The organism is Microcoleus sp. A6-C6 (assembly GCF_036705955.1).
Lineage (GTDB): Bacteria > Cyanobacteriota > Cyanobacteriia > Cyanobacteriales > Microcoleaceae > Microcoleus.
The window spans coordinates 1-19,772 of the sequence record NZ_JAUBVR010000011.1; the positions used below are offsets into that span (position 1 = coordinate 1).

The window sequence follows — 19,772 nt, forward strand, 5'->3', positions numbered from 1 at the left end:
TATAATCTACCCATCCAGGGCAGACTTGATTGCCTCTTCTATCATACATTCCCCCCTGACAATTAATCCACCCTGCCTAGCCCCCCTTCAGAAGGGGGGGGCAAGATTCTGATCAAAGTCAACCCCTACTCCCTTCTTAAGGGGGATTTAGGGGGATCTAGACTTGGCAATCAGCGAGATTAATCAAAGGTTTTAGGTAATTGTTGAAACTACTGTCAACTGTCAACTGTCAACTGTCAACTGTCAACTGACTAATAACTACAAGATTTTTTCCAATCCGTAAACGAGCGATCGCAATTCCAGCACTTTACGTATAGATAACAGAACTCCCGGCATATAACAAGCGCGATCGCTCGTATCGTGTCGTAAAGTATAAACTTGACCTGCACCTCCAAAAATTACCTCTTGGTGAGCAATTAAACCGGGTAAACGGATGCTGTGAATCCGAATCCCTTCATCCGCCACAGATCCCCGTGCTCCGGGTATTTTTTCCGTTTCCTCAACTTCGGGGACATTGAAAGTTTTTCCCATTTCTGCTAACATTTGGGCAGTTTGAATCGCTGTGCCGCTGGGAGCGTCGGCTTTTTGATTGTGGTGCAACTCGATAATTTCTACGTGTTCAAAATACTGAGATGCCGTCACGGCGGCTTGTTGCAGCAAAACCATGCCGATCGAGAAATTGGGTATAATCAAACAGCCGATGCTGGCTTTGTCCGCGAATTCAGCTAAGTTTTCAATTTGCTTGCTGCTCAAGCCAGTAGTGCCGACTACCGGCCGTATACCATAAGCTATAGCCGATCGCACATTTTCATAAACCGACTTCGGGTGTGTAAAATCTACCATCACGCCTAACTGCTTTTCCTGAGCAGCCAATACCAGCATTCCTTGCAAGTCGTCAGTCACGGGAACTTCTAACGGGCCGCATCCGGCTAATTCCCCCGCATCGACGTGGAGGCACTCAGGAGAGCGGTCTACAGCCCCAAATAAGGTCATGTCATCAGCATTGGCGATCGCCTTAATTACTTCGCGGCCCATCTTGCCGCCAGCACCGTTAACAATCACCGGAATCGGAAGTTGATTCGTCATAATCTCAAATATATCCTGAAAGTTCGATCGACTAAATTTTAACGCTTCTGGGAATTTGGGGAAACAGGCGAATAAAAAACACGACTTGTCGGCAAATCTTCAACAAACCGGTTTCCCATCCAGAAATACTTGACAAAATCGAGTAATTAGCTTGAATAAACTCGGTTTCGGCACAACTTCTACATAAATTACTCAATATCATAATAAGCTCAATTCTGTAAGAACCGACTTGTCAGAAGCGAATTTGCACCCATATATTTTTTCTGTGACTGCCAAATTCTCTCGAAATCTTCGTTCTGTACTGTCTGTCGCCACTGGCCTCAACTTGAGTTCTCCAGGCCAGCGGGTCAGGATTTTGCCTGCTTTGTTGGCGGGCGTGACTGTAACGCTGCTGAATCTGGGAGTTCAGCGGTTGGGATGGCTGCAAAGCTGGGAATTGGGCAGTTTTGACTCGTTAGTGCGCTTGCAGCCCGATGCTGACCCCGATCCGCGACTGCTGATCGTGGGAATTTCCGAGGCAGATATTCAAGCTTTGGGGAGATTTCCGGTTTCCGATGGCGCGATCGCCCAAACCTTGACAAAACTGCAAAAATACCAGCCAAAAGTCATCGGTTTGGACTTATACCGGGATTTGCCTCAAGCACCGGGACACCAAGAATTGCTGACTCAACTGAAAGCGCCGAATGTGGTGGCGATCAACAAATTGAGCGATTCAGATAGTCCGGGAGTGCCTGCGCCTCCGGGGATACCGCCGGATCGGGTCGGTTTTAACGACTTCGTACTCGACACTGACGGCGTTGTGCGCCGCAATTTGCTCTCAGTCTCGCAACCAGACAAGAAAACTGCTTCCTCGTTTTCTTTGCAAGTAGCTTTGCTGTATCTCAAAGACAGAGTGCAGCAGAAAAATAGCCCTGTCAATCCCCACCAAATCAACTGGGGAAAAGCAGAATTTGTGCCTTTAAAATCTGACAGCGGCGGCTATGCAAATCTCGATACCAGAGGCTACCAAATTCTGCTCAAATACCGTTCTGGGAAACAGGTGGCGCGACAAGTCAGTATCACGCAGGTATTGAACGGGGAAATTGATCCAAGCTGGGTAAAGGACAAAATCGTGCTGATTGGGACGACGGCACAGAGTAGCAGAGACGTGTTTCTCACGCCCTACAGCCCAGTGAAAAAGCAAAGTCCGAAAATACCGGGGGTATTGCTGCACGCACAAATGCTCAGCCAAATATTGAGTGCGGTTTTGCAGGGGCGATCGCTCTTTTGGATGTGGCCACAATGGGCAGAAATTTTGTGGAACGGTGGTTGGGCGGTACTTGGCGGGGTTGTGGCTTGGCGGATTGTGCACCCGGCGAGGGCGGGATTGGTTGGGGGTGTGGCATTGATCGGGCTGTTCGGGATGAGTTTTGTGATTTTTATGGGCGGTGGATGGGTGCCACTGGTGTCGCCGGCTTTGGGTTTGGTGGTGACTGGTGTGGGTGTCAGCGCTTACAGGAAGCTTTACGATGCTTTTCACGACTCTCTGACGGGTTTGCCGAATCGGGATTTGTTTGTAGAGTCTTTGGGGCGGGCGATCGCCAATACTAAGGGCCGTCGCAGCTATCTGTTTGCGGTGCTATTTTTGGATTTAGACAGGTTTAAGGTGATTAATGATTCTTTGGGTCATTTGGTGGGGGATGAACTGCTGAGGGCAGTAGTGCTGCGGTTGAGGGCAAGTATTGGTCGTGCGGATACTGTGGCGCGGGTGGGGGGCGACGATTTTGCCATTTTGGCGAGGAATGTTGATGTTGAGAGTGCGGTGGATTTGACCGATCGCATTCACCAAGCTTTAATTGTGCCTTTTGAGTTAAGAGGGCAGGAAGTATTTGTCACCGCCAGCATCGGGATTGCGGTGGGTGGCGAACCAACTGCTGCCAGCCGGGAACAGCCGGAACACTTGCTCAGGGACGCTCACACGGCGATGTACCGGGCGAAGGCTTTGGGAACGGGAAGGTATCAGGTATTTAATGCTTCGATGCACGATTTGGCTGTGGAGAGGTTGCGGTTGGAGACGGATTTGCGGATGGCTGTCAAGCGTCGGGAGTTTTTGCTGTACTACCAGCCCTTTGTGTGTTTAGCCAGCGGGAGGATTATTGGATTTGAGGCTTTGGTGCGCTGGCAGCACCCGCAGCGGGGCTTGATTTCGCCGGTTAAGTTTATTCCCGTGGCTGAGGAAACGGGGGCAATTGTGCCACTGGGTGAGTGGGTGTTGGAGGAGGCTTGCCGGCAGTTGCGGCTGTGGGAGGGAATGTTTGATTTCGATCAACCTTTGATTATGAGTGTAAATTTATCTGGGAAGCAGTTTGCTCAACCGGATTTGGTCGATCGCATTCAGGCTATTTTGCGGGCAACGGGTTTGAGTGCCGAGAGTCTGAAGCTGGAGATTACTGAGAGTGTGGTGATGGATGATGTGGAGTCGGCGATCGCGGTTTTGAAGCAGATGAAAGCGTTAAATGTCAAGTTGGGAATTGATGATTTTGGCACTGGTTATTCGTCGTTGAGTTATTTGAGTCGGTTTCCTACGGATACTTTGAAGGTTGATAAGTCGTTTGTGGGGCTAATGGAGTTGGGCGAGGGAGAGAATGTGGCGATCGTGCGGACGATTGTGGCGCTGGCGCACGCTTTGGGGATGGATGTGATTGCTGAGGGTGTGGAGACGGCGGCACAATTAGCTCGGTTAAGGGCGATCGGCTGCGAGTACGGCCAAGGTTATTTTTTTGCTAAGCCCTTACCAAGCGAGGCTGCGACTGCCTTGATGGCTTCGGAGCCACAGTGGTAGTTATTGGTTATTAGTTATTGGTTATTGGTTGTTGGTTATTGGTTATTAGTCAATACCATCGCCCGCAAGCATTGTTATCGCAGACGATCGCACTTTTGATGCCAACCGTCATCGATCTATCCAGTGCGATCGGCTAGTTTTATGCGAAACGCGGCTTAATTCCAATAAAACTTTACGCAATCATGTAGTGTTGGGAGCGATCGCTCTTAGGGATCTCGCCATTCCCTGAAAAAAAGCAGTAAACGGATCTCGCCCTTACCTACCTCAGCTTAAACAGCAGTTGACAAAAATTGACAATATTTGCCATACTTGAATAGTTAGAGATGTAAAAGTTTACAAACTATGACAACACTCAACATATCGCTACCCGAATCGATGCGGGATTTTATCAGCGAACAGGTTGCCAAAGGTGGCTACAGTACCACCAGCGAATACATCCGACACTTGATTCGCCAAGAATTAGAACGAGTCGCAAAAATACAACTTGAGACATTACTATTGGAAGGTTTAGATAGCGGTGAATCTATTGAAATTACGGATGAGTGGTGGGAACAAAAACGCACTGAACTTGTTGAAAAAGTCCGCAAACAGAAGACATGACCAGACGAATTGTAATTAGACCAATGGCTAGTTTTGACATTGATGAACAGTTTGCCTATATCGCTACCAATAATTTTGATGCGGCATTGAGATTTTTTGATGCGGCCAGGCAAACTTTCTCCCAATTAGCACAAATGCCTGCTATTGGTAGCCTTTATAGTATTGAAAATCCGCGTCTGGTTGGTTTGCGGAAGTGGGCTGTCAGGGGATTTGACAAGCATCTAATTTTTTATGTAGAAAGGGATGAATATATTGAGATTGTGAGGCTACTCCATGCTGCGCGCGATCTTCCAGAGATTTTAGGAGAGGAAGAATAGTTATTAGAAATTGCGATCGACCTTTCGATACCAAAAAGTGTGATCGCCCTTCGCGCGTGAAAAAGTTGTCAAGGGCGATCGACCGGCACGATGAAAAAAGAGCGATCGCTCCTAATCTCAAAGATGCTATCATAGATGAACAGTTACTATGTCTTGATGGGTAAATGACATGAACGCTAAAGAATTGCTGCTTCAAGAAGTGGATAATATTCCAGATTTTATATTAGAAGAAGTTTGGGATTTTCTGCAATTTCTAAAAGTAAAATATGATAAAAACAAGTTAGAGTCAAGCCTGCTAAGTGAATCTGCTTTGCAAAAAGACTGGTTAAAGTCAGAGGAGGATGAAGCATGGCAGAATTTGTAAAAGGTGATGTGGTAGTTGTTCCATTCCCATTTTCAGATTTAACACAAGCCAAGCGCCGACCGGCTTTAGTTATAGCAACTTTGACAGGAGACGATCTAATTCTTTGTCAAATTACTAGCCAGAGAATAGCCGATCGCTATGCTATTACTCTTGAAAGTAGTGATTTTAGTGAGGGCCGACTTAAACCTTACGAGCAACATTAGACCTAATCGCTTGTTTACGGCTGACCGAGAAATTATACTTTATAAAGCTGGTAAGCTTAAGCCTGATAAGTTGAACGAGGCGATCGCTAAAATCGTTGAAATTATTCAGCAGTAATTGCCTGTTGTCAAGCGTTCCGTCTGTTCAAAATGCTGTTTGACTGCGTTGTGTTGTGCGATCGACCTTTCGATGTCAAAAAGAGCGATCGCCCGCCGCCCGTGAAAAAGTAGTAAAGGGCGATCGACCTTTGGATACTAAAAGAGCGTTAGCGAAGCCCTCGAAGAGGATCGCCCTTCGCCCGTGAAAAAGTAGTAAAAGGCGATCGACCTTTCGATGCTAAAAGTGCGATCGCCCTCCCATCCCAGAAAAGCGATATTAATGCTAAACTGGGAAATCGGGAAACTTAATTGATAATTATGTAAATGAAGTAAGAGCCTATATGCCAAGGAAAATTCGGGACTATAAGGCTGAATTGATTAGATTAGGGTTTGTGCAGCGGCGTGGGAAGGGGAGTCATCAGAACTGGAAGCATTCGCAACTACAACTGTTAATTACTATTGCCTTCAAAGACGGTGAAGATACACCGTTATATTTGGAGAAATTGTTAAAACAAGCAATTCAAGAGTTAGAAACAATTGCAGCAGAGGAATCAGAGGAATGAATTACCGCTATAGTTTATTAATTCAATGGTCACAAGAGGATCAACTGTATTTGGTAACACTACCAGAGTTTGCTAAACTGGCGATGCAGCCTTGCACTTATGGGAAAACTTATGAAGAAGCGATAGCCAATGCTCAAGAAGCGATCGCCAGCTACCTTGACTATTGCGAAGAAGAAGGTTTAGTACCTCCAAGTCGGATGACCGTTGCAGCTTAAATAAAAGGCGATCGCCCTTTCCATCCCAAAAAGCGATCACCCCTCCATCCCCAAAAAAGCGATCGCCCTTCGCGCGTGAAAAAGTAGTCAAGGGCGATCGACCGGCACGATGCAAAAAAGAGCGATCGCCCGTCGCCCGTGAAAAAGTTGTAAAGGGCGATCGACCGGCACGATACCAAAAGAGCGATCGCCCGCCGCCCGTGAAAAAGTCGTAAAGGGATCTCGACCTTTCGATGTCAAAAGTGCGATCGCTGGAAATTCCTTCTCTCTCAAGTGTCATTGTGCCCTTAGATTGGCTAAAATAATCCTCATATCGTCTAGAAAAGCTTTATGCCAGAAGTTGCACGATTTTACGGAATCATCATCAAAATTTTATTTCTAAACTAGACGAGTTTAGTGTTTTAGCTGATGTTTCGTATGAGTGTTACTATTATTCAAGTATCTTCACTATTAACGGGGACATAGTATGATGAATAGCGATCGCCTCGAAACCTTAAAGAACCAAGCTGAAAAACTCATACAGGCAGGTGATTATAAGGGAGCGATCGGCATATTCCAGGAAGCTTTGCAAATAGCTCCCAATAATACAGAATTTTTGAGAAAGTATGGTGAAGTATTGGGCAAAAATAAGCAATGTCAAGAAGCATTTAAAATCTTTGAAAAAGCTAAGAGGATTGACCCTACAAATGTAAAAATGTTAAGTTCCTATACTAAGGTATTAAAGGAGGGAGGTAGGCTAGATGAATGCTTAGAAAATTTGAAGATTCTAGTAGACATTGAGCCGAATAGACCGAGAACTCTCAGTAGTTATGCCAAGGAGTTGACTTTGGCTGGTCAGCATGAGAAGGCTTTACCATTTTTTAAGCGATCGCTAGAGAAGGATCCTAAGAATGTGAAAACATTATCTAGTTATGCCTATGCTTTGAATGGAACTGGCCAGCATGAAAAAGCTTTGGAAGTCTTGGAAAAATTAGTTGACCTTGAACCTGACAAGTTGATAACTATTAGGTATTATGCCCATACTTTAATTAAAATTAATCAGTATAAGAAAGCTTTTCAGTTCTTTGATAAAGCGCTTAAAATCAAATCTAATGATCATCTAATAACTCTAAATAATTATGCTAATGCTTTGACGGCAAATAATCAGTATGACAAGGCTTTTCAGTTGTTTGAGCAAGCACTTCAACTTGACCCGAAGGATCCGACAACTCTCAGTAATTATGCCAATACTTTGACGGCAACTAATCAGTATGATAAGGCTTTTCAGTTGTTTGACCGCTTGCTTAAAATTGAACCTAATCTGAAAAATATTAGTAGTTATACCCATGCTTTGACGGCAACGAATCAGTATGAGAAAGCTTTTCAGTTGTTTGAGCAAGCACTTCAACTTTACCCGAATAATCCGAGAACTATTAGTAGTTATACCCGTGCTCTCAATAGTTATGCCAAGAGTTTGATTTCGATGGGTCAGTATGAGAAAGCTTTACCCTTCTTTGAACAAGCCCTAAAAATTGGATTGCAAAATCCTAATACAAGAAACAATTTTATCTATTTTCAATACGCCCCTGCACTAGAAAGACTAGGTAAGTATCAAGAGGCAATCAACCAATTAGCAGCAATCAGAATGGAGGCGCTGAGTCAATATGAAGCCAATATAATTCTACTCAACTTAGGTAGGCTATACTACTTGATCAAGAAACCAGAGAAAGGTAATGAATATTTCGAGGCAGCAATTGCCAAATCGGATGACATAGAGAGAACGCTGCTTTACAGTGCTAGAAGTATTTTTGCTGAGAATCCCCACAACGAAACAGCCATTGCAATGCTACAAAAAATTGAAAAAGATTCTCCACGTTATGCTCAAGCAAAGGAAATGCTGACTCTTAACCTTAGTGGGGAAGACTACTTTGAAATGGTCAAAACTGATGTCCCAAGCGAATTAAGCGACACGGAAATGCTCAATCGGGCGATGTATCACAAAATCGCCAATGAGATCAGCATCCTTAAAGCAATTGCTTATCGAATTTCACATCGCTCCGATCGCGAAGATCCTTTATTAAACGGTATTATTCAAGCGATTGAAGATGTCTTCAAAGAGATTGACAAACGCAAGGAAGCACAAAAATCTGAGATTGAAACTATTTCTAATGACGACTATCGGAGGATTTTGACGGTCATTTCCAAAACTGCCCATGATATCTCTGACTTTGTGAATAACGAATTGGCTGTGATCAAGTCGAAGACTATACGATCCATCCGAAAGTTATCACCTAATGACGAGCATTACGCCCAGTTTGATAAATTGCTGACACAACTGGAACTAACCCAGAGTGCTCTCAATGACTTGAAAGCTATCAACGAAGGTATTTCGATCAAAAATCACCGTTTTCAGGTCAAGGAACTATTTGAAAAGTGGGAAATAACTTGCCATATTGATAATGCTTGGATTCTGCTAGACATAAGAAACGGTGACTCTCCGTTCTATGGAGATCAGGAAAAAATAAAGAGTGCATTGAATGAACTGGTCGAAAATTCTCTGAAGCACAATGCTGACCAGCCGAAATTGACCATTCGTATCACATCCCAAGATGTGGTCAACCCATCATCAGGAATTCGGGGAACGAATGTCCCTGGAGAGCAAAAATATCTGTTTCTTGAATTTGCTGATGATGGTAAGGGCGTTCCAGAGTATCATAAAGATTGGATCTTTCAACCCCTAAAAACCACTTCTCAGGAGGGTAAAGGTAGCGGATTAGGGCTGTTCATTATCCGTAAAACCCTGACCCAGATGAAGGGCTATATTCGGGAAACGGGACAAGATGGAGCTAGATTTGAAATTTATATTCCTTATCTTTAGGAAGAGGTGTAAGATAATATGCAAACTAAAAATGTTCATTTGCTGTTGGTAGAAGACAATCCTCGATATTTGAATGAGTTACTGGAATGGCTTGGGGACTATGGCTATGAGCAGATTGAAACGGCTACCAATGTTGCTCAAGCTAAAGAGAAGTTGGGAACTCCCTTTGACGTAATTATTGCAGATATGCGAATGGAGCAGGATGACAGTGGATTTGCTGTTATTGACGAAGTGAAAGCCCGAAATCTTTCTTCTGTAGTTATTATCTTGACAGCCAATGATACAGTTTCAGATTGCCGCAAAGTTTTCAAGATGGGCGCATGGGACTATATTTCTAAAACTATGCCAGGTAATATTTTCGATATACTTGATGAATCGATTCAGGATGCGATCGCCTATTTCAACCGTTGGGGTAACGTTCAGAATGAGCAGTGGATTAACGAGAATATAGAAACCTTGGATCAAACATATTTTGGTCAGTACATTGCCGTGATTAACAAAACGGTAATCGATGCAGCAGATACAGAAGAAATATTGAAAGGACGGATTGAGGCACGACAAATACGCCGCTTTTTAACAACGATCAGAAAAATTGGCGAACTGCGCCCAATTTCTGAGTTGATCAAACTCCCTGAAAGCGATCGCTTGGAATATAAGAGTACCTTTCAGTGGGATGTTCGGCGCGATTGTGAGAATAAAGACTTAAGATTTAGCACTCTTAAGACAATTGCTGCATTTCTTAATTCTGAAGGTGGAACTCTCATTATCGGCATCGAAGATAATGGTAATATTTTCGGGCTAGAAAAGGATTTATCTTTACTATCAAATGGAAATATAGATAAGCTAGAGCGGACAATTATTGATTCAATTTGTCAATATATTGGCAGCAACTTTACTCAGCAGATTAAAATTAGGTTTGAAAAAATTGATGGCAAAGATGTCTGCGCGATTGATATAAAAAAATCGGCGAAAAAAGCTTGGCTACAGAAAACGAACGAAAAGAAACTTGAATTTTATATTCGGATGTCGAACAGCTCTCAACCTCTTGATATTCCAGATATCTACGAACACCTATAATGGGACTATGCGGTACGTGAGAATAGCCTCATCGTTGGTAGTTGAAGATTTCTCGTTCTCACGCACCCTCCAAAGCTACTACGGTTAGCGCAGTTTATGAGTATGAACCTTTCGCTGCTGCTGATGCTGCTGTACCGGAACCGATGACGGCGATGGCTACAATGGTGGCTGCTGGAATGGGTTTGTTGTGGAAGAAAAGACGCACAAAAAGATAAGAAGACAGGGCGGTTAAAATTACGTTATTTTCTTCAGTCTGCGGAGGCAGACTTTGTTTGTGTAGACGCGGTTTCAACCGCCGTCTGCATCTCGCCCCGCCTAGATACCGCGTTTTTTACCGGGATTAAAGGCTATAGCCCAGTTTTGGCGAAAAAAACCCGGTTTCCCAGTCATCGACGCATTATGACGGTGTAGCAAGGCTTTGAGATTGCTTCACTACCTTCGCAATGACAGAAATACGTTAATCTAAAATCTAAAATCTAAAATCTAAAATCGGTTATCCCGTACAATAAACAAGCAATTGTTATATTTTGAGTTATCCTGTGAGTCCTACTGCCGAAGTCAGCAATAACGTAAATGCGGGCGCTCTGCCAACCGTTACCGCTACCCCAGCCCGCCGCGCTGTTTTTCCCTTCACCGCGATTGTTGGCCAGGAGGAGATGAAACTGGCGCTGCTGTTGAATGTCATCGATCCGAAAATTGGTGGCGTGATGATTATGGGCGATCGCGGTACGGGCAAATCTACCACAATCCGCGCCCTCACAGATTTACTGCCAGAAATTGAAGTGGTGGCTGACGATCCTTTTAACAGTCATCCCACCGATCCCGATTTGATGAGCGATGAAGTGCGCGATCGCACTTTGCATCACGGTACAATGCCGATCGCCCGCAAAAAAGTCCAAATGGTAGACTTGCCGCTCGGTGCCACCGAAGACCGAGTGTGCGGTACGATCGACATTGAGAAAGCTTTGTCCGAAGGTGTGAAAGCTTTTGAACCAGGCCTGTTAGCCAAAGCTAACCGCGGCATTCTTTACGTCGATGAAGTCAATTTGCTCGACGATCACTTAGTCGATGTTTTACTCGACTCCGCCGCCAGCGGTTGGAATACTGTCGAAAGAGAAGGCATTTCGATCCGCCACCCGGCTAAGTTTATTTTAATCGGTTCCGGCAATCCCGAAGAAGGAGAATTGCGGCCGCAATTGCTCGATAGATTCGGAATGCACGCCGAAATTCGGACTGTAAAAGACCCGAATCTGAGAGTAGAAATTGTTGAACAGCGATCGAGTTTCGATCAAAATCCCCCCGAATTTCTCGCCAAATATCAGCACGAACAAGATGATATGCAGCAGAAATTGGTGGAAGCCCAGGAAAGGCTGAAATCCGTAACTATCGATCGCGATTTGCGAGTCAAAATCTCCCAAGTCTGCGCCGAATTGGACGTAGACGGACTGCGGGGAGATTTAGTCACAAATCGGGCCGCCAAAGCTTTCACCGCCCTAGAATGCCGCACAGAAGTCACTGTGGACGACATTCGCAAGGTAATGACTCTGTGTTTGCGGCACCGATTGCGGAAAGACCCGTTAGAATCAATAGATTCCGGCTATAAAGTGACTAAAGTGTTCGATCGCGTATTCGGCCTAGAAACAACCGAAAGTTAGAGCCTAAATGGCCAAGAGCAGTATCTTCACAAATGGAACCTCTGCGAGTCGGCTTTAAAGTCTGATAAATCCGATCAACTGTTCCCCTCTTGGCCATAGGCTTGCCAAGCCAAATCCACCAAACCGTTAACAATCGCCACAGCCACCACCGCCGAGCCCTTGCGCCCCTCAATCCGAATATGAGGAACCATCGAATCGTGCAGTCGCGACTTAGCCACGTCAACCCCGACAAACCCAGAAGGTGTTCCAATCACCAAAGCCGGCCGAATTTCCTCAGTTTCAATCAAATCTACGATCGCCGACAAAGAAGTTTGAGCCTCGCCAACCACAAAAATCCCTTCAGGATAGCGCCTTGCCAAAGTTTCAATCCCCCAAGCAGCGCGCGTCCGTTCCTTTTGAGGGCGTGTCAAAGCGTCCATCGAACAGTAAACCGGATTCGCAAAGGTACTTTGGATCAGCGGCGTAATGCCCACCTGCACCATCGGCACATCTACCACGATCGTAGTTCGAGCAGCCAAAGCAGCCGCCCCGGCTTGCAAAGCCTGATCGGAAAAACTAATTAAAGACTTGTACTCAAAATCAGCAGTCGCATAGATCACACGGCGGACTATTTCGTACTCCGCCGCAGAAAAACTGTGATCGCCAATTTCGTTATCAATTAATCCCAGACTCTGGGCATCGCTTACGTGCCATTCCATTTGTTGGATAGCTGTCGCCTGTGAATTGTCAGGTATTAGCTTACCAGCTTTTAGTCATAACAGAAGGAAGAAGGAAGAAGGAAGAAGGAAGAAGGGAAGAAGGGAAGACGGAAGAAACAGTCTAATCAAGGGTTTCAGAAATTATCTATGGTGTCTAGAAACCAGGTTTTTTCACAAAAATACTTGATTGCAGCCCGCAGATTCGGAAAAAAGCCCGGTTTCTTTGAACTTGCGCGCGGGGCTGAGAAACCGGTTTTTTTCACAACAATACTTGATTGCAGCCCGCAGATTCTCGTGAAAAATCAGCTTTCTAAGAGTCGCCACCCGATCGCGAACTAAACCTAAACAGCCCGCCCTGACTACTGCCAACTGCCAACTGCTAACTGCCAACTGTCAACTGTCAACTGTCAACTGCTAACTGCCAACTGTCAACTGCTAACTGCCAACTGTCAACTGTCAACTGCCAACTGACTCTTAAAAAAACTAACTTTCCTCCGAAGGAGACTTGCCCAAAACCGGAGTCAAGAATGCCACCAAAGCCCCGATCGCAAAACCGGCCACATTCCGAGCCAAAGGCAACCAATCCGAAGTCCGACTCACCACAGGCCCGACTCCGAAAGCCAAAAACAGAATCCCCCACAGCGGCGAAAAAATCAGCGCCCACTGCCAAGCCACACCCTGTCCAGGTTTCCGCGGCTGAGCCGCAAACCCGCAGATTACACCGCCAACGATCGAACTAATTAGCGTCAGCACCCACTGTTCCCTCGGCAAACCGGGAACCACGCGGCATCCGCCCTGACGCAAACAGCCTTGTATCGACTCCAAAGATTCAATAATCGATCGATCTTCCCCATTGTCCCGCACAAAAAATTGATTACCATAGCGGGTTTGCAGTTCCACCCAAAAAGTACGCGGCAGCAGCGGATACAGCGAGTCGCCGACATTAAAATTGAGCAAATTGCCACCGCGGGGGTCAGCAACTAGCAATACACTCTTTTTATCTAAGCCCCAATAACTTTTGACAGCCAAACCGGGCGTGCGATCGTACTGAGTCAGCACTCGCAGCTTCCAACCGGTTTCGGCTTCAAAGGCGTTTAATTGTTTTGCTAAATCCTCTTCTTCAATATCCGTAAGGGCTTTAGCCAAATCAATGATTGGTGTCTGAACTTGGGGTAACAAATCGGGATTGTTGAAAGCGTGGGCCGCAGGTGCGATCGCCCACACCGACAAAGCCAGAAAAAAGGCAGCAGCAGATGCTAGGAATTTGCGCGGGAAAAGCTGTGACATAGGAACTTCTAATTCGGGTCTTAATTGTGAATGTTAGGTGGCGGTCTTAACCAGAGGATAAGATAAAACTCATTTTTCTTTACAATTATTTACTTTACAGGAAGCTGAGAGCAAGCGGAAGGCTTCAGAGAAGGAAAGTTGGGAATTGCGTTACATAATCCCTCTTCCGTCTTCCTTCTTCCGTCTTCCGTCTTCCTTCTTCCGTCTTCCTTCTTCCCTCTTCCTTCAGATTAAAACTGAGATTTTGCCGCCACCCCATCACAGAGACGCCGATCGCGCGAGCTCACATTAGGATTAGTTCTCAGATAATCCCCCACCCAATCGCAGCCCCGAACCAGCAAATCATCAAGATCCAAATTCCACAAAATCACCCGATTATCCTTGCTAGCAGAAGCCAGAATTTTCCCATCCGGGCTAAAACTCACACTCATCACACTATCCTTGTGACCAGTCAAAGTTTTCAGCAACGTCCCGCTGCGGCTCCACAACTTCACCTTATGATCATAACTACCCGAAGCAACCAACAAACCATCCGGGCTAAAACCCACGCTAGTCACGCTGTCACTAGAACCCTTCAGCAGCGTCGCCACCAAAGTCCCGTCCACCTTCCACAGTTTCACCGAATTATCGTAACCAGCCGAAGCCAGCATTTTGCTATCAGGGCTAAAAGCCACCCCCAACACAAAACTGTTGTGAGCCCCTTCAAAAGTCCTCAGCAAACGACCGTCCCGATTCCACACTTTGACAGTACCGTCATCACTTGCAGAAGCCAGCATCGAACCGTCAGGACTGAATGTCACCCCAGTCACCCAGCCTTTGTGTCCCGTCAAAGTCTTAATCAACCTGCCGTGTCTCGTCCAGAGTTTCACAGTTTTGTCCTTGCTAGCCGAAGCGACAATCTCGCTGTCGGGGCTAAAACTCACGCTCATCACGCTGTCGGCGTGCCCTTCGAGAGTGAACAGCACAGAAGGCGAACACGGGAATAGCGGCGCCGAAGGACAAGGAAGATTATTACTCATCCCATCTTCTTTCAGACTCCAGACTTTCACCGTTTTGTCGTAACTCCCAGAAGCAAGTAGCTGTCCGTCAGGGCTGAAACTGACGCTGGAGACTCTCTGAGTGTGTCCTTCCAAAGTTTCGAGCAAAACTCCCGTGCGGCTCCAGAGTTTGATAGTTTTGTCCGTAGAAGCAGAAGCCAGCTTTTGGCCGTCGGGGCTGAAAGTAACGCTTTGCACCCGGTTTTGGTGTCCGTCGAGGGTTTTGAGAGGCACATCATCGAGTCGCCAAAGTCTGACAGTTTTGTCAAAACTTGCCGAAGCCAGAGTTTTGCCATCCGGGCTAAAACTTACCTGAGTAACTCGATCGGCGTGTCCCTCAAAAGTTCTCAGCAAGCGACTTTCTGGTTTAATATTGCTAGCATCCGTTGGGCGTTTGTCGCCAATACCCGCCAGACTCCAGAGTTTGACAGTCCCGTCGGCGCTTCCAGAAGCAAGTGTTTTACCGTCGGGGGAGAAACTGACACCAAATACCCACTTGCTGTGTCCCCGCAAAGTTGTTAGCAGTTCGCCGTCCCGCGCCTTGGTTGAATTTTTTCGGGCTGGGTATTTTAGTGCAGCGATGCTCCAGATTTTGACTATTTTGTCTTCACCGGCACTGGCGAGTGTTTCACCGTCGGGGGAAAAACTGACCGTGTAAATTTTCAAGGGTTTTTTGTTTTCGCTGTGCCACAAATTAGCGATTAACCTGCCGTCAATACTCCACAGTTTCACAGTACCGTCATCGCTCGCCACGGCGATGATTTTACCGTCGCGGCTGAAGCTGAGCCAATTTATGGAAGCTTTTTGTGCGATCGTTCGCAGCAGCGTACCATCGGTTTTCCAAAGTTTAATCGTTTTGTCTGTAGATGCGCTGGCGATCGTTTGGCTATCGGGGCTAAAAGCAACGCTGCTCACGCTATTAGTATGGCCAGTTAAAGTAGCCAGCAAAGTGCCGTCAGGTTGCCAAATTTTGACAGTTTTATCTAAACTTGCCGAGGCGATCGTTTTATTGTCAGGACTAAACGCCACACAGGAAACGCTGTTAGTGTGTCCTTTAAAAGTAGCTAGCAAACTGCCATCGCGCCGCCAAAGTTTCACGGTTTTATCTACGCTGGCCGAAGCTATTGTTTGCCCGTCTGGACTGAAACTGAGACCCCAAACTACGTCACCGTGTCCCTCCAAGCGGTTCAGTTCTTTGACGCCATAAACTGCCTGCTGGAGGGCCGCAGAAATCAGAATTTCGGTATCCTTGAGAGTGTGCATTTCTTGGGAGTGTTCAATCTGTTTCCACTTTTTACCCGCTCTCAAACTTTCCATCATGGCGTCAAATTTGTTGTTTGAGAAATAAAGGGCTTCAGAAGCTGCGGTTAAGGTACTGATTTCGGCTCGCTGAGTTTGAGCGACAGCTAGCTGTTTTTGACCGACTGCCCGCCACCAAAAATTTACGGCGGCGATGGTGGAACTTGTTAACAGTAGTACGCCGATTACTGCTACTCCCAGCATCTGTTTGAGAAAAGTATTGGCTCGATAGAGCTGTGCTTGACTCATCTTTTTGTCAGCTTCTGCTTTGTGCAGTCTGGCTTCTAAGCCGAATCTTTGGCGGATCGGTCGCACTAAATAGTCGTGTACTAATTGATAGCGGTCTTCTGGCGCTTCCCGCAGCAGAAATAGCAAACCGTGACCGACTAAAATGTCTAAAATTAAGTCGAGGTTGTCGGTTTTCTTTTGTCCGCTTTCTGGTTCTTTCGCGAACTGTAGTTGTAGGGGAATTCTGCCAGTGCTGCCGATCGCCAATAATTCCTTTTCTGCGACATCTGCTGGTTGCTGACCTGTGACCAATGATAGTTCGTGTTTGGTTTTAATCAACCGAACGCCTCTTTCATCTGTCAGGGAAAACAAGATTTTCCAAGCTGCGTCTTCGTTAACCGGCCCGCAGTCAGAGATGACTCCTTCGAGCGATCGCTTGACTAACTCTGCTTTAGGATTGTCGCCCAATTGCTGGTATTGTGCTAGAGTCGTAATATCTTCTTCTTGAAGTTGCGCTCCCACTACCTGCAATTCGATCGGTCGCACTTCTTGCAGTTCGTCTGCTAAATCTTCCACAAAAGCATCAATCAGTGCCGGTTCTAAATAATATTCCGCCCGTTTCGTTAAGTGTCCGATCACAGCCCGCGCATCTTTAATCGAAAAACTCCGCAGTTGGTAGCGGATGCTTTTGTCGAGAATATTATTGTTAATAGCGTCGAGGTCGGGAAAGCGATCGCAGTCGAGCAAATAGTGCAAGTAATCTTCGCGCAAGCACAGAATTATCTTAACATAAGGCAGATTCAAAAACAAGCGCAAAAAATTATAAAAAACTTGTCTTTGTGCCACTGAAGTCGAAACAAAGAAAAACTCTTCAAATTGATCGAAAATCAGCACAGTCAACAAATTATTAGTGGCATTCTCGCGCAACTGCTCTATAATAAAAGAAGAAGTTTCCGAGCTGCTATCGGGGAGAATCGAGCAACTTTTTTTCTGGATTTCCTGTACTCCTTTGGCGATTAATTTCCTTTCCTCTTCGGCTTGTTTGTCGTACAGCGCGTCGTTCAAAGCATTTTCTAATTCCACCAGCCAGTCGGTGTAAACTTTGACTACTACGGACAATGTATCCCGCGCGCCCGGAGTAATATTTTTCAAAGCTGGCACTAAACCTGCGTTGACTAGAGAGCTTTTCCCGACTCCGCTGGGCCCGTGAATAATAGTTAATTTATGGTCGTCCCTGCTAATTCTTTCGAGCAATCTATTGATATCTTTTTGGCGGGAGTAAGCTGTCATTGACGCTGCGATCGCAGCTTGATTTTGGGCTGAGGGACTCGAAGGATTTACAGCTTGGCGCTGCTGCTGCAATTGGCTGGCTCCGATAAAAGCCCTAAATCCGTATTGATACTCGATCGATCGCTGGGTCTTTTTAATCCGAAAAGCTTTCAGATACTCTCCCTGATCGAAATAAACCGCTTGGAGTTCGGTCAAAATATCAATGTAAAGTCGGGGATCGTACTTCGGCTCACTTTGAGTTTGAGCCAACTCCAAAGAATGCACCGCCGCTTCCCACTGGCCCAGTTGCCGCAAACTTTGGGCTAATAGTAACAGATAGGAACTTCTGTCAGATTTGGGATGTTGGATTTTAGATCTGGGATCGTTACTTGACTCGTTAGTGCCCACAAATTCTGGATAATTTCCCGCAAATCCCAATCTCAAATCTTCAATCAGCAATCTCAAATCGTTAGGCGTTTGATCCAAAATCGCCAAAGCCAATTCGGCTAGCTGGCGGGCTTGACTCCACCTCGACTGTTGCAGGGCAACTTCAGCCAAAAAGCCGTAATCTTGAGCTAGTTGGCTGGGAGTACCGTAAGTGAAGTGCAACTGCAAAGAATTTTCCGCTAATGCTTGCAACTCTCCCCAAGCTTTCAGGCGTTGCAGCACTTGTCCCAGGTGTGCTGTCACCTCTGCTACCAATTCCGGGCGATCGGCAAGAGAGAAAGCATTTCTAGATTGTTCCAGGCTAATCCAAGCTTGTTCCCAGTGGTGGCGGTTGGCTACCGGGTTTCTGGCTGCTTGCAAGCGGTGACACAGGGCTATATGAAACAGCACTATGCCTTCTCTCTCTAAAAATAAGATGTTGGGGACAGGATTCAATAAGGATGAGGGGAGGGTTTGTCGATTTTCGGCATATTCCCAGTTAGCGAGTTCCCAGTTGCCGGTTTGCTGTTGCCAAAATATTAAGCTTTCTTGGTAGTGGATTAATGCTGTTTCGGTTTGGTCGCTGACATAGTAATCTCGACCGAGAACGAATTGCAGGCTGGCTTTCAGGGCGGGTTCTAATTCTTGACCGCGATTTTGTAAATCTCTTAAAGCTAATTCTAGTTCTCGGCGGGACAAAGAGCCGATCGCCAAATCGAGGGTATTGCCCGGACTCAAGGGCGAATAGGAGTGGACATCTGATTGTCGTCCGTTTTGGGGCCCTGAGTTAAAGGTGAGAAAGCGTTCTTCGGAGTTGATTTCACGCTCCAAGGCTGGTTTTTCCCAGTCGGTTTCGCAGCTACCAAAACCTGGTCTGGTGCCGGCGGTGCTGCTGCCGATTTCTTGATTGAGTTCGCCTACTTTAAATATCGTATCGGCCCGCCCAGCCAGAAAATCAATTAATTCGTCAACGGCCATTTCAAATTTTATCGTGGCGGCGGCCCAACTTTTGAAGTCCGGGGCCAGACGAATCATTTTGGTCACGATGTCATCTGTTACCCACAAAATCACCGGACAGGAAAAATTTTTGCGAAATTCGTCTCGCACTTGATTGGTAGAGGCCATCAGTTCGTCGATCGCCACTACTGTTTCTAAACCGAATACCATCAAAGCCGAGGCGGAACCGACAGCCGAAGACTCACTCTGGAGTGTGTTTGCCACCAGGTTAGTGTAGAGGGTTTTGACGGATGCTGGCAGAACAATATCTTGAATTGGCACTGGGGACATTTCTCGTAGCCGCTGCGCTATTTGCTTTCGCAACTGCTCGTAGTTGCAGCGCACCAAAATTAGCGAAAATTGCTGCTGAGACATGGCGATGGCTCTTACCAGAGTTTTGAGCGATCGCTCGTTGTAGCTAGCAGTTTCTTGTAGTTTAAGTAGATCGGTCATGCGTGCACCCCTGTTGCAGAAATCAATTACTTAACGATTGCCGATCGTGACTGAAACCGTATCTACTTAGAGATGCTCGTTCCTGTCTGGCGCTTTATATCTGTAGGAATACGTAGTTTTTCGTACTTCTTCTATGAAAACTTACACATTCTTTATGTTCTATCTAAACACATCATACATCTGTATCTCCGAGAATGCGAAACTTGACAGTAAAAATTCAAGTTA

At 46.0% G+C, this 19,772-nt stretch carries 17 protein-coding genes; 11 read left to right on the forward strand and 6 right to left on the reverse strand.

Going from position 1 to position 19,772, the window contains the following annotated elements; all coding sequences use genetic code 11:
• Window positions 1–258 precede the first annotated feature (258 nt).
• Window positions 259–1,086 carry a 4-hydroxy-tetrahydrodipicolinate reductase gene (gene dapB / locus QUB52_RS06830; protein ID WP_332972614.1) on the reverse strand — a complete coding sequence of 276 codons (828 nt, stop codon included), beginning with the start codon at window positions 1,084–1,086 and terminating at the stop codon, window positions 259–261.
• A gap of 301 nt (window positions 1,087–1,387) precedes the next feature.
• Between dapB and QUB52_RS06835 the strand changes: the two genes are divergently transcribed.
• The 7 genes from QUB52_RS06835 (at window position 1,388) to QUB52_RS06865 (ending at window position 6,265) form a co-directional block, all read left to right on the forward strand.
• Window positions 1,388–3,907, forward strand: coding sequence for an EAL domain-containing protein (locus tag QUB52_RS06835; protein ID WP_332972675.1), 2,520 nt, complete (start codon window positions 1,388–1,390; stop codon window positions 3,905–3,907).
• Between the two features lie 342 nt (window positions 3,908–4,249).
• On the forward strand, window positions 4,250–4,507 hold the full coding sequence (locus QUB52_RS06840) for a type II toxin-antitoxin system ParD family antitoxin (protein ID WP_332970442.1): 258 nt from the start codon (window positions 4,250–4,252) through the stop codon (window positions 4,505–4,507).
• Window positions 4,504–4,824, forward strand: a complete 321-nt coding sequence (locus QUB52_RS06845) for a type II toxin-antitoxin system RelE/ParE family toxin (protein ID WP_265235636.1) — start codon at window positions 4,504–4,506, stop codon at window positions 4,822–4,824. The genes QUB52_RS06840 and QUB52_RS06845 overlap by 4 nt, the downstream gene beginning before the upstream one ends.
• A gap of 169 nt (window positions 4,825–4,993) precedes the next feature.
• The gene (locus tag QUB52_RS06850; protein WP_265235637.1) at window positions 4,994–5,188 is read left to right on the forward strand and encodes a hypothetical protein; all 195 of its coding nucleotides are present in this window, start codon (window positions 4,994–4,996) and stop codon (window positions 5,186–5,188) included.
• A complete protein-coding gene (locus QUB52_RS06855) occupies window positions 5,173–5,391 on the forward strand; it encodes a type II toxin-antitoxin system PemK/MazF family toxin (protein WP_265235638.1) in 219 nt (72 codons plus the stop codon). Before QUB52_RS06850 ends, QUB52_RS06855 begins: the two co-directional genes overlap by 16 nt.
• Before the next feature lie 437 nt (window positions 5,392–5,828).
• On the forward strand, window positions 5,829–6,050 hold the full coding sequence (locus QUB52_RS06860) for a type II toxin-antitoxin system HicA family toxin (protein WP_332972615.1): 222 nt from the start codon (window positions 5,829–5,831) through the stop codon (window positions 6,048–6,050).
• Window positions 6,047–6,265 carry a type II toxin-antitoxin system HicB family antitoxin gene (locus QUB52_RS06865; RefSeq protein WP_265239081.1) on the forward strand — a complete coding sequence of 73 codons (219 nt, stop codon included), beginning with the start codon at window positions 6,047–6,049 and terminating at the stop codon, window positions 6,263–6,265. Before QUB52_RS06860 ends, QUB52_RS06865 begins: the two co-directional genes overlap by 4 nt.
• 87 nt (window positions 6,266–6,352) lie before the next feature.
• On the opposite strand, the gene QUB52_RS06870 is transcribed toward QUB52_RS06865, so the two are convergent.
• On the reverse strand, window positions 6,353–6,538 hold the full coding sequence (locus QUB52_RS06870) for a hypothetical protein (protein ID WP_332972616.1): 186 nt from the start codon (window positions 6,536–6,538) through the stop codon (window positions 6,353–6,355).
• Between the two features lie 193 nt (window positions 6,539–6,731).
• On the opposite strand from QUB52_RS06870, the gene QUB52_RS06875 reads away from it, so the two are divergent.
• From QUB52_RS06875 to bchI, 4 genes are all read left to right on the forward strand, one after another.
• Window positions 6,732–9,122, forward strand: a complete 2,391-nt coding sequence (locus QUB52_RS06875; RefSeq protein ID WP_332972617.1) for a tetratricopeptide repeat protein — start codon at window positions 6,732–6,734, stop codon at window positions 9,120–9,122.
• 18 nt (window positions 9,123–9,140) lie between these two features.
• A complete protein-coding gene (locus QUB52_RS06880) occupies window positions 9,141–10,199 on the forward strand; it encodes an RNA-binding domain-containing protein (RefSeq protein ID WP_332972619.1) in 1,059 nt (352 codons plus the stop codon).
• A 41-nt stretch (window positions 10,200–10,240) separates the two neighbouring features.
• Complete coding sequence (locus QUB52_RS06885) at window positions 10,241–10,414, forward strand: PEP-CTERM sorting domain-containing protein (protein WP_332972620.1); 174 nt, start codon at window positions 10,241–10,243, stop codon at window positions 10,412–10,414.
• A gap of 324 nt (window positions 10,415–10,738) precedes the next feature.
• The gene (gene bchI / locus QUB52_RS06890; protein WP_442923168.1) at window positions 10,739–11,854 is read left to right on the forward strand and encodes a magnesium chelatase ATPase subunit I; all 1,116 of its coding nucleotides are present in this window, start codon (window positions 10,739–10,741) and stop codon (window positions 11,852–11,854) included.
• A 74-nt stretch (window positions 11,855–11,928) separates the two neighbouring features.
• Here bchI and QUB52_RS06895 read toward each other — a convergent pair whose 3' ends face one another.
• The 4 genes from QUB52_RS06895 to QUB52_RS06910 all read right to left on the reverse strand — a co-directional run bounded on the left by QUB52_RS06895 (window position 11,929) and on the right by QUB52_RS06910 (window position 19,547).
• Window positions 11,929–12,552, reverse strand: a complete 624-nt coding sequence (locus tag QUB52_RS06895) for a precorrin-8X methylmutase (protein ID WP_265239086.1) — start codon at window positions 12,550–12,552, stop codon at window positions 11,929–11,931.
• A gap of 483 nt (window positions 12,553–13,035) precedes the next feature.
• The gene (locus tag QUB52_RS06900) at window positions 13,036–13,839 is read right to left on the reverse strand and encodes a TPM domain-containing protein (RefSeq protein WP_265239087.1); all 804 of its coding nucleotides are present in this window, start codon (window positions 13,837–13,839) and stop codon (window positions 13,036–13,038) included.
• Between the two features lie 124 nt (window positions 13,840–13,963).
• Window positions 13,964–14,098 (reverse strand): hypothetical protein, encoded by a 135-nt coding sequence (locus tag QUB52_RS06905; RefSeq protein ID WP_332972622.1) that lies wholly within the window; start codon window positions 14,096–14,098, stop codon window positions 13,964–13,966.
• Window positions 14,070–19,547 carry an nSTAND1 domain-containing NTPase gene (locus tag QUB52_RS06910; RefSeq protein ID WP_332972624.1) on the reverse strand — a complete coding sequence of 1,826 codons (5,478 nt, stop codon included), beginning with the start codon at window positions 19,545–19,547 and terminating at the stop codon, window positions 14,070–14,072. The genes QUB52_RS06905 and QUB52_RS06910 overlap by 29 nt, the downstream gene beginning before the upstream one ends.
• Window positions 19,548–19,772 lie beyond the last annotated feature (225 nt).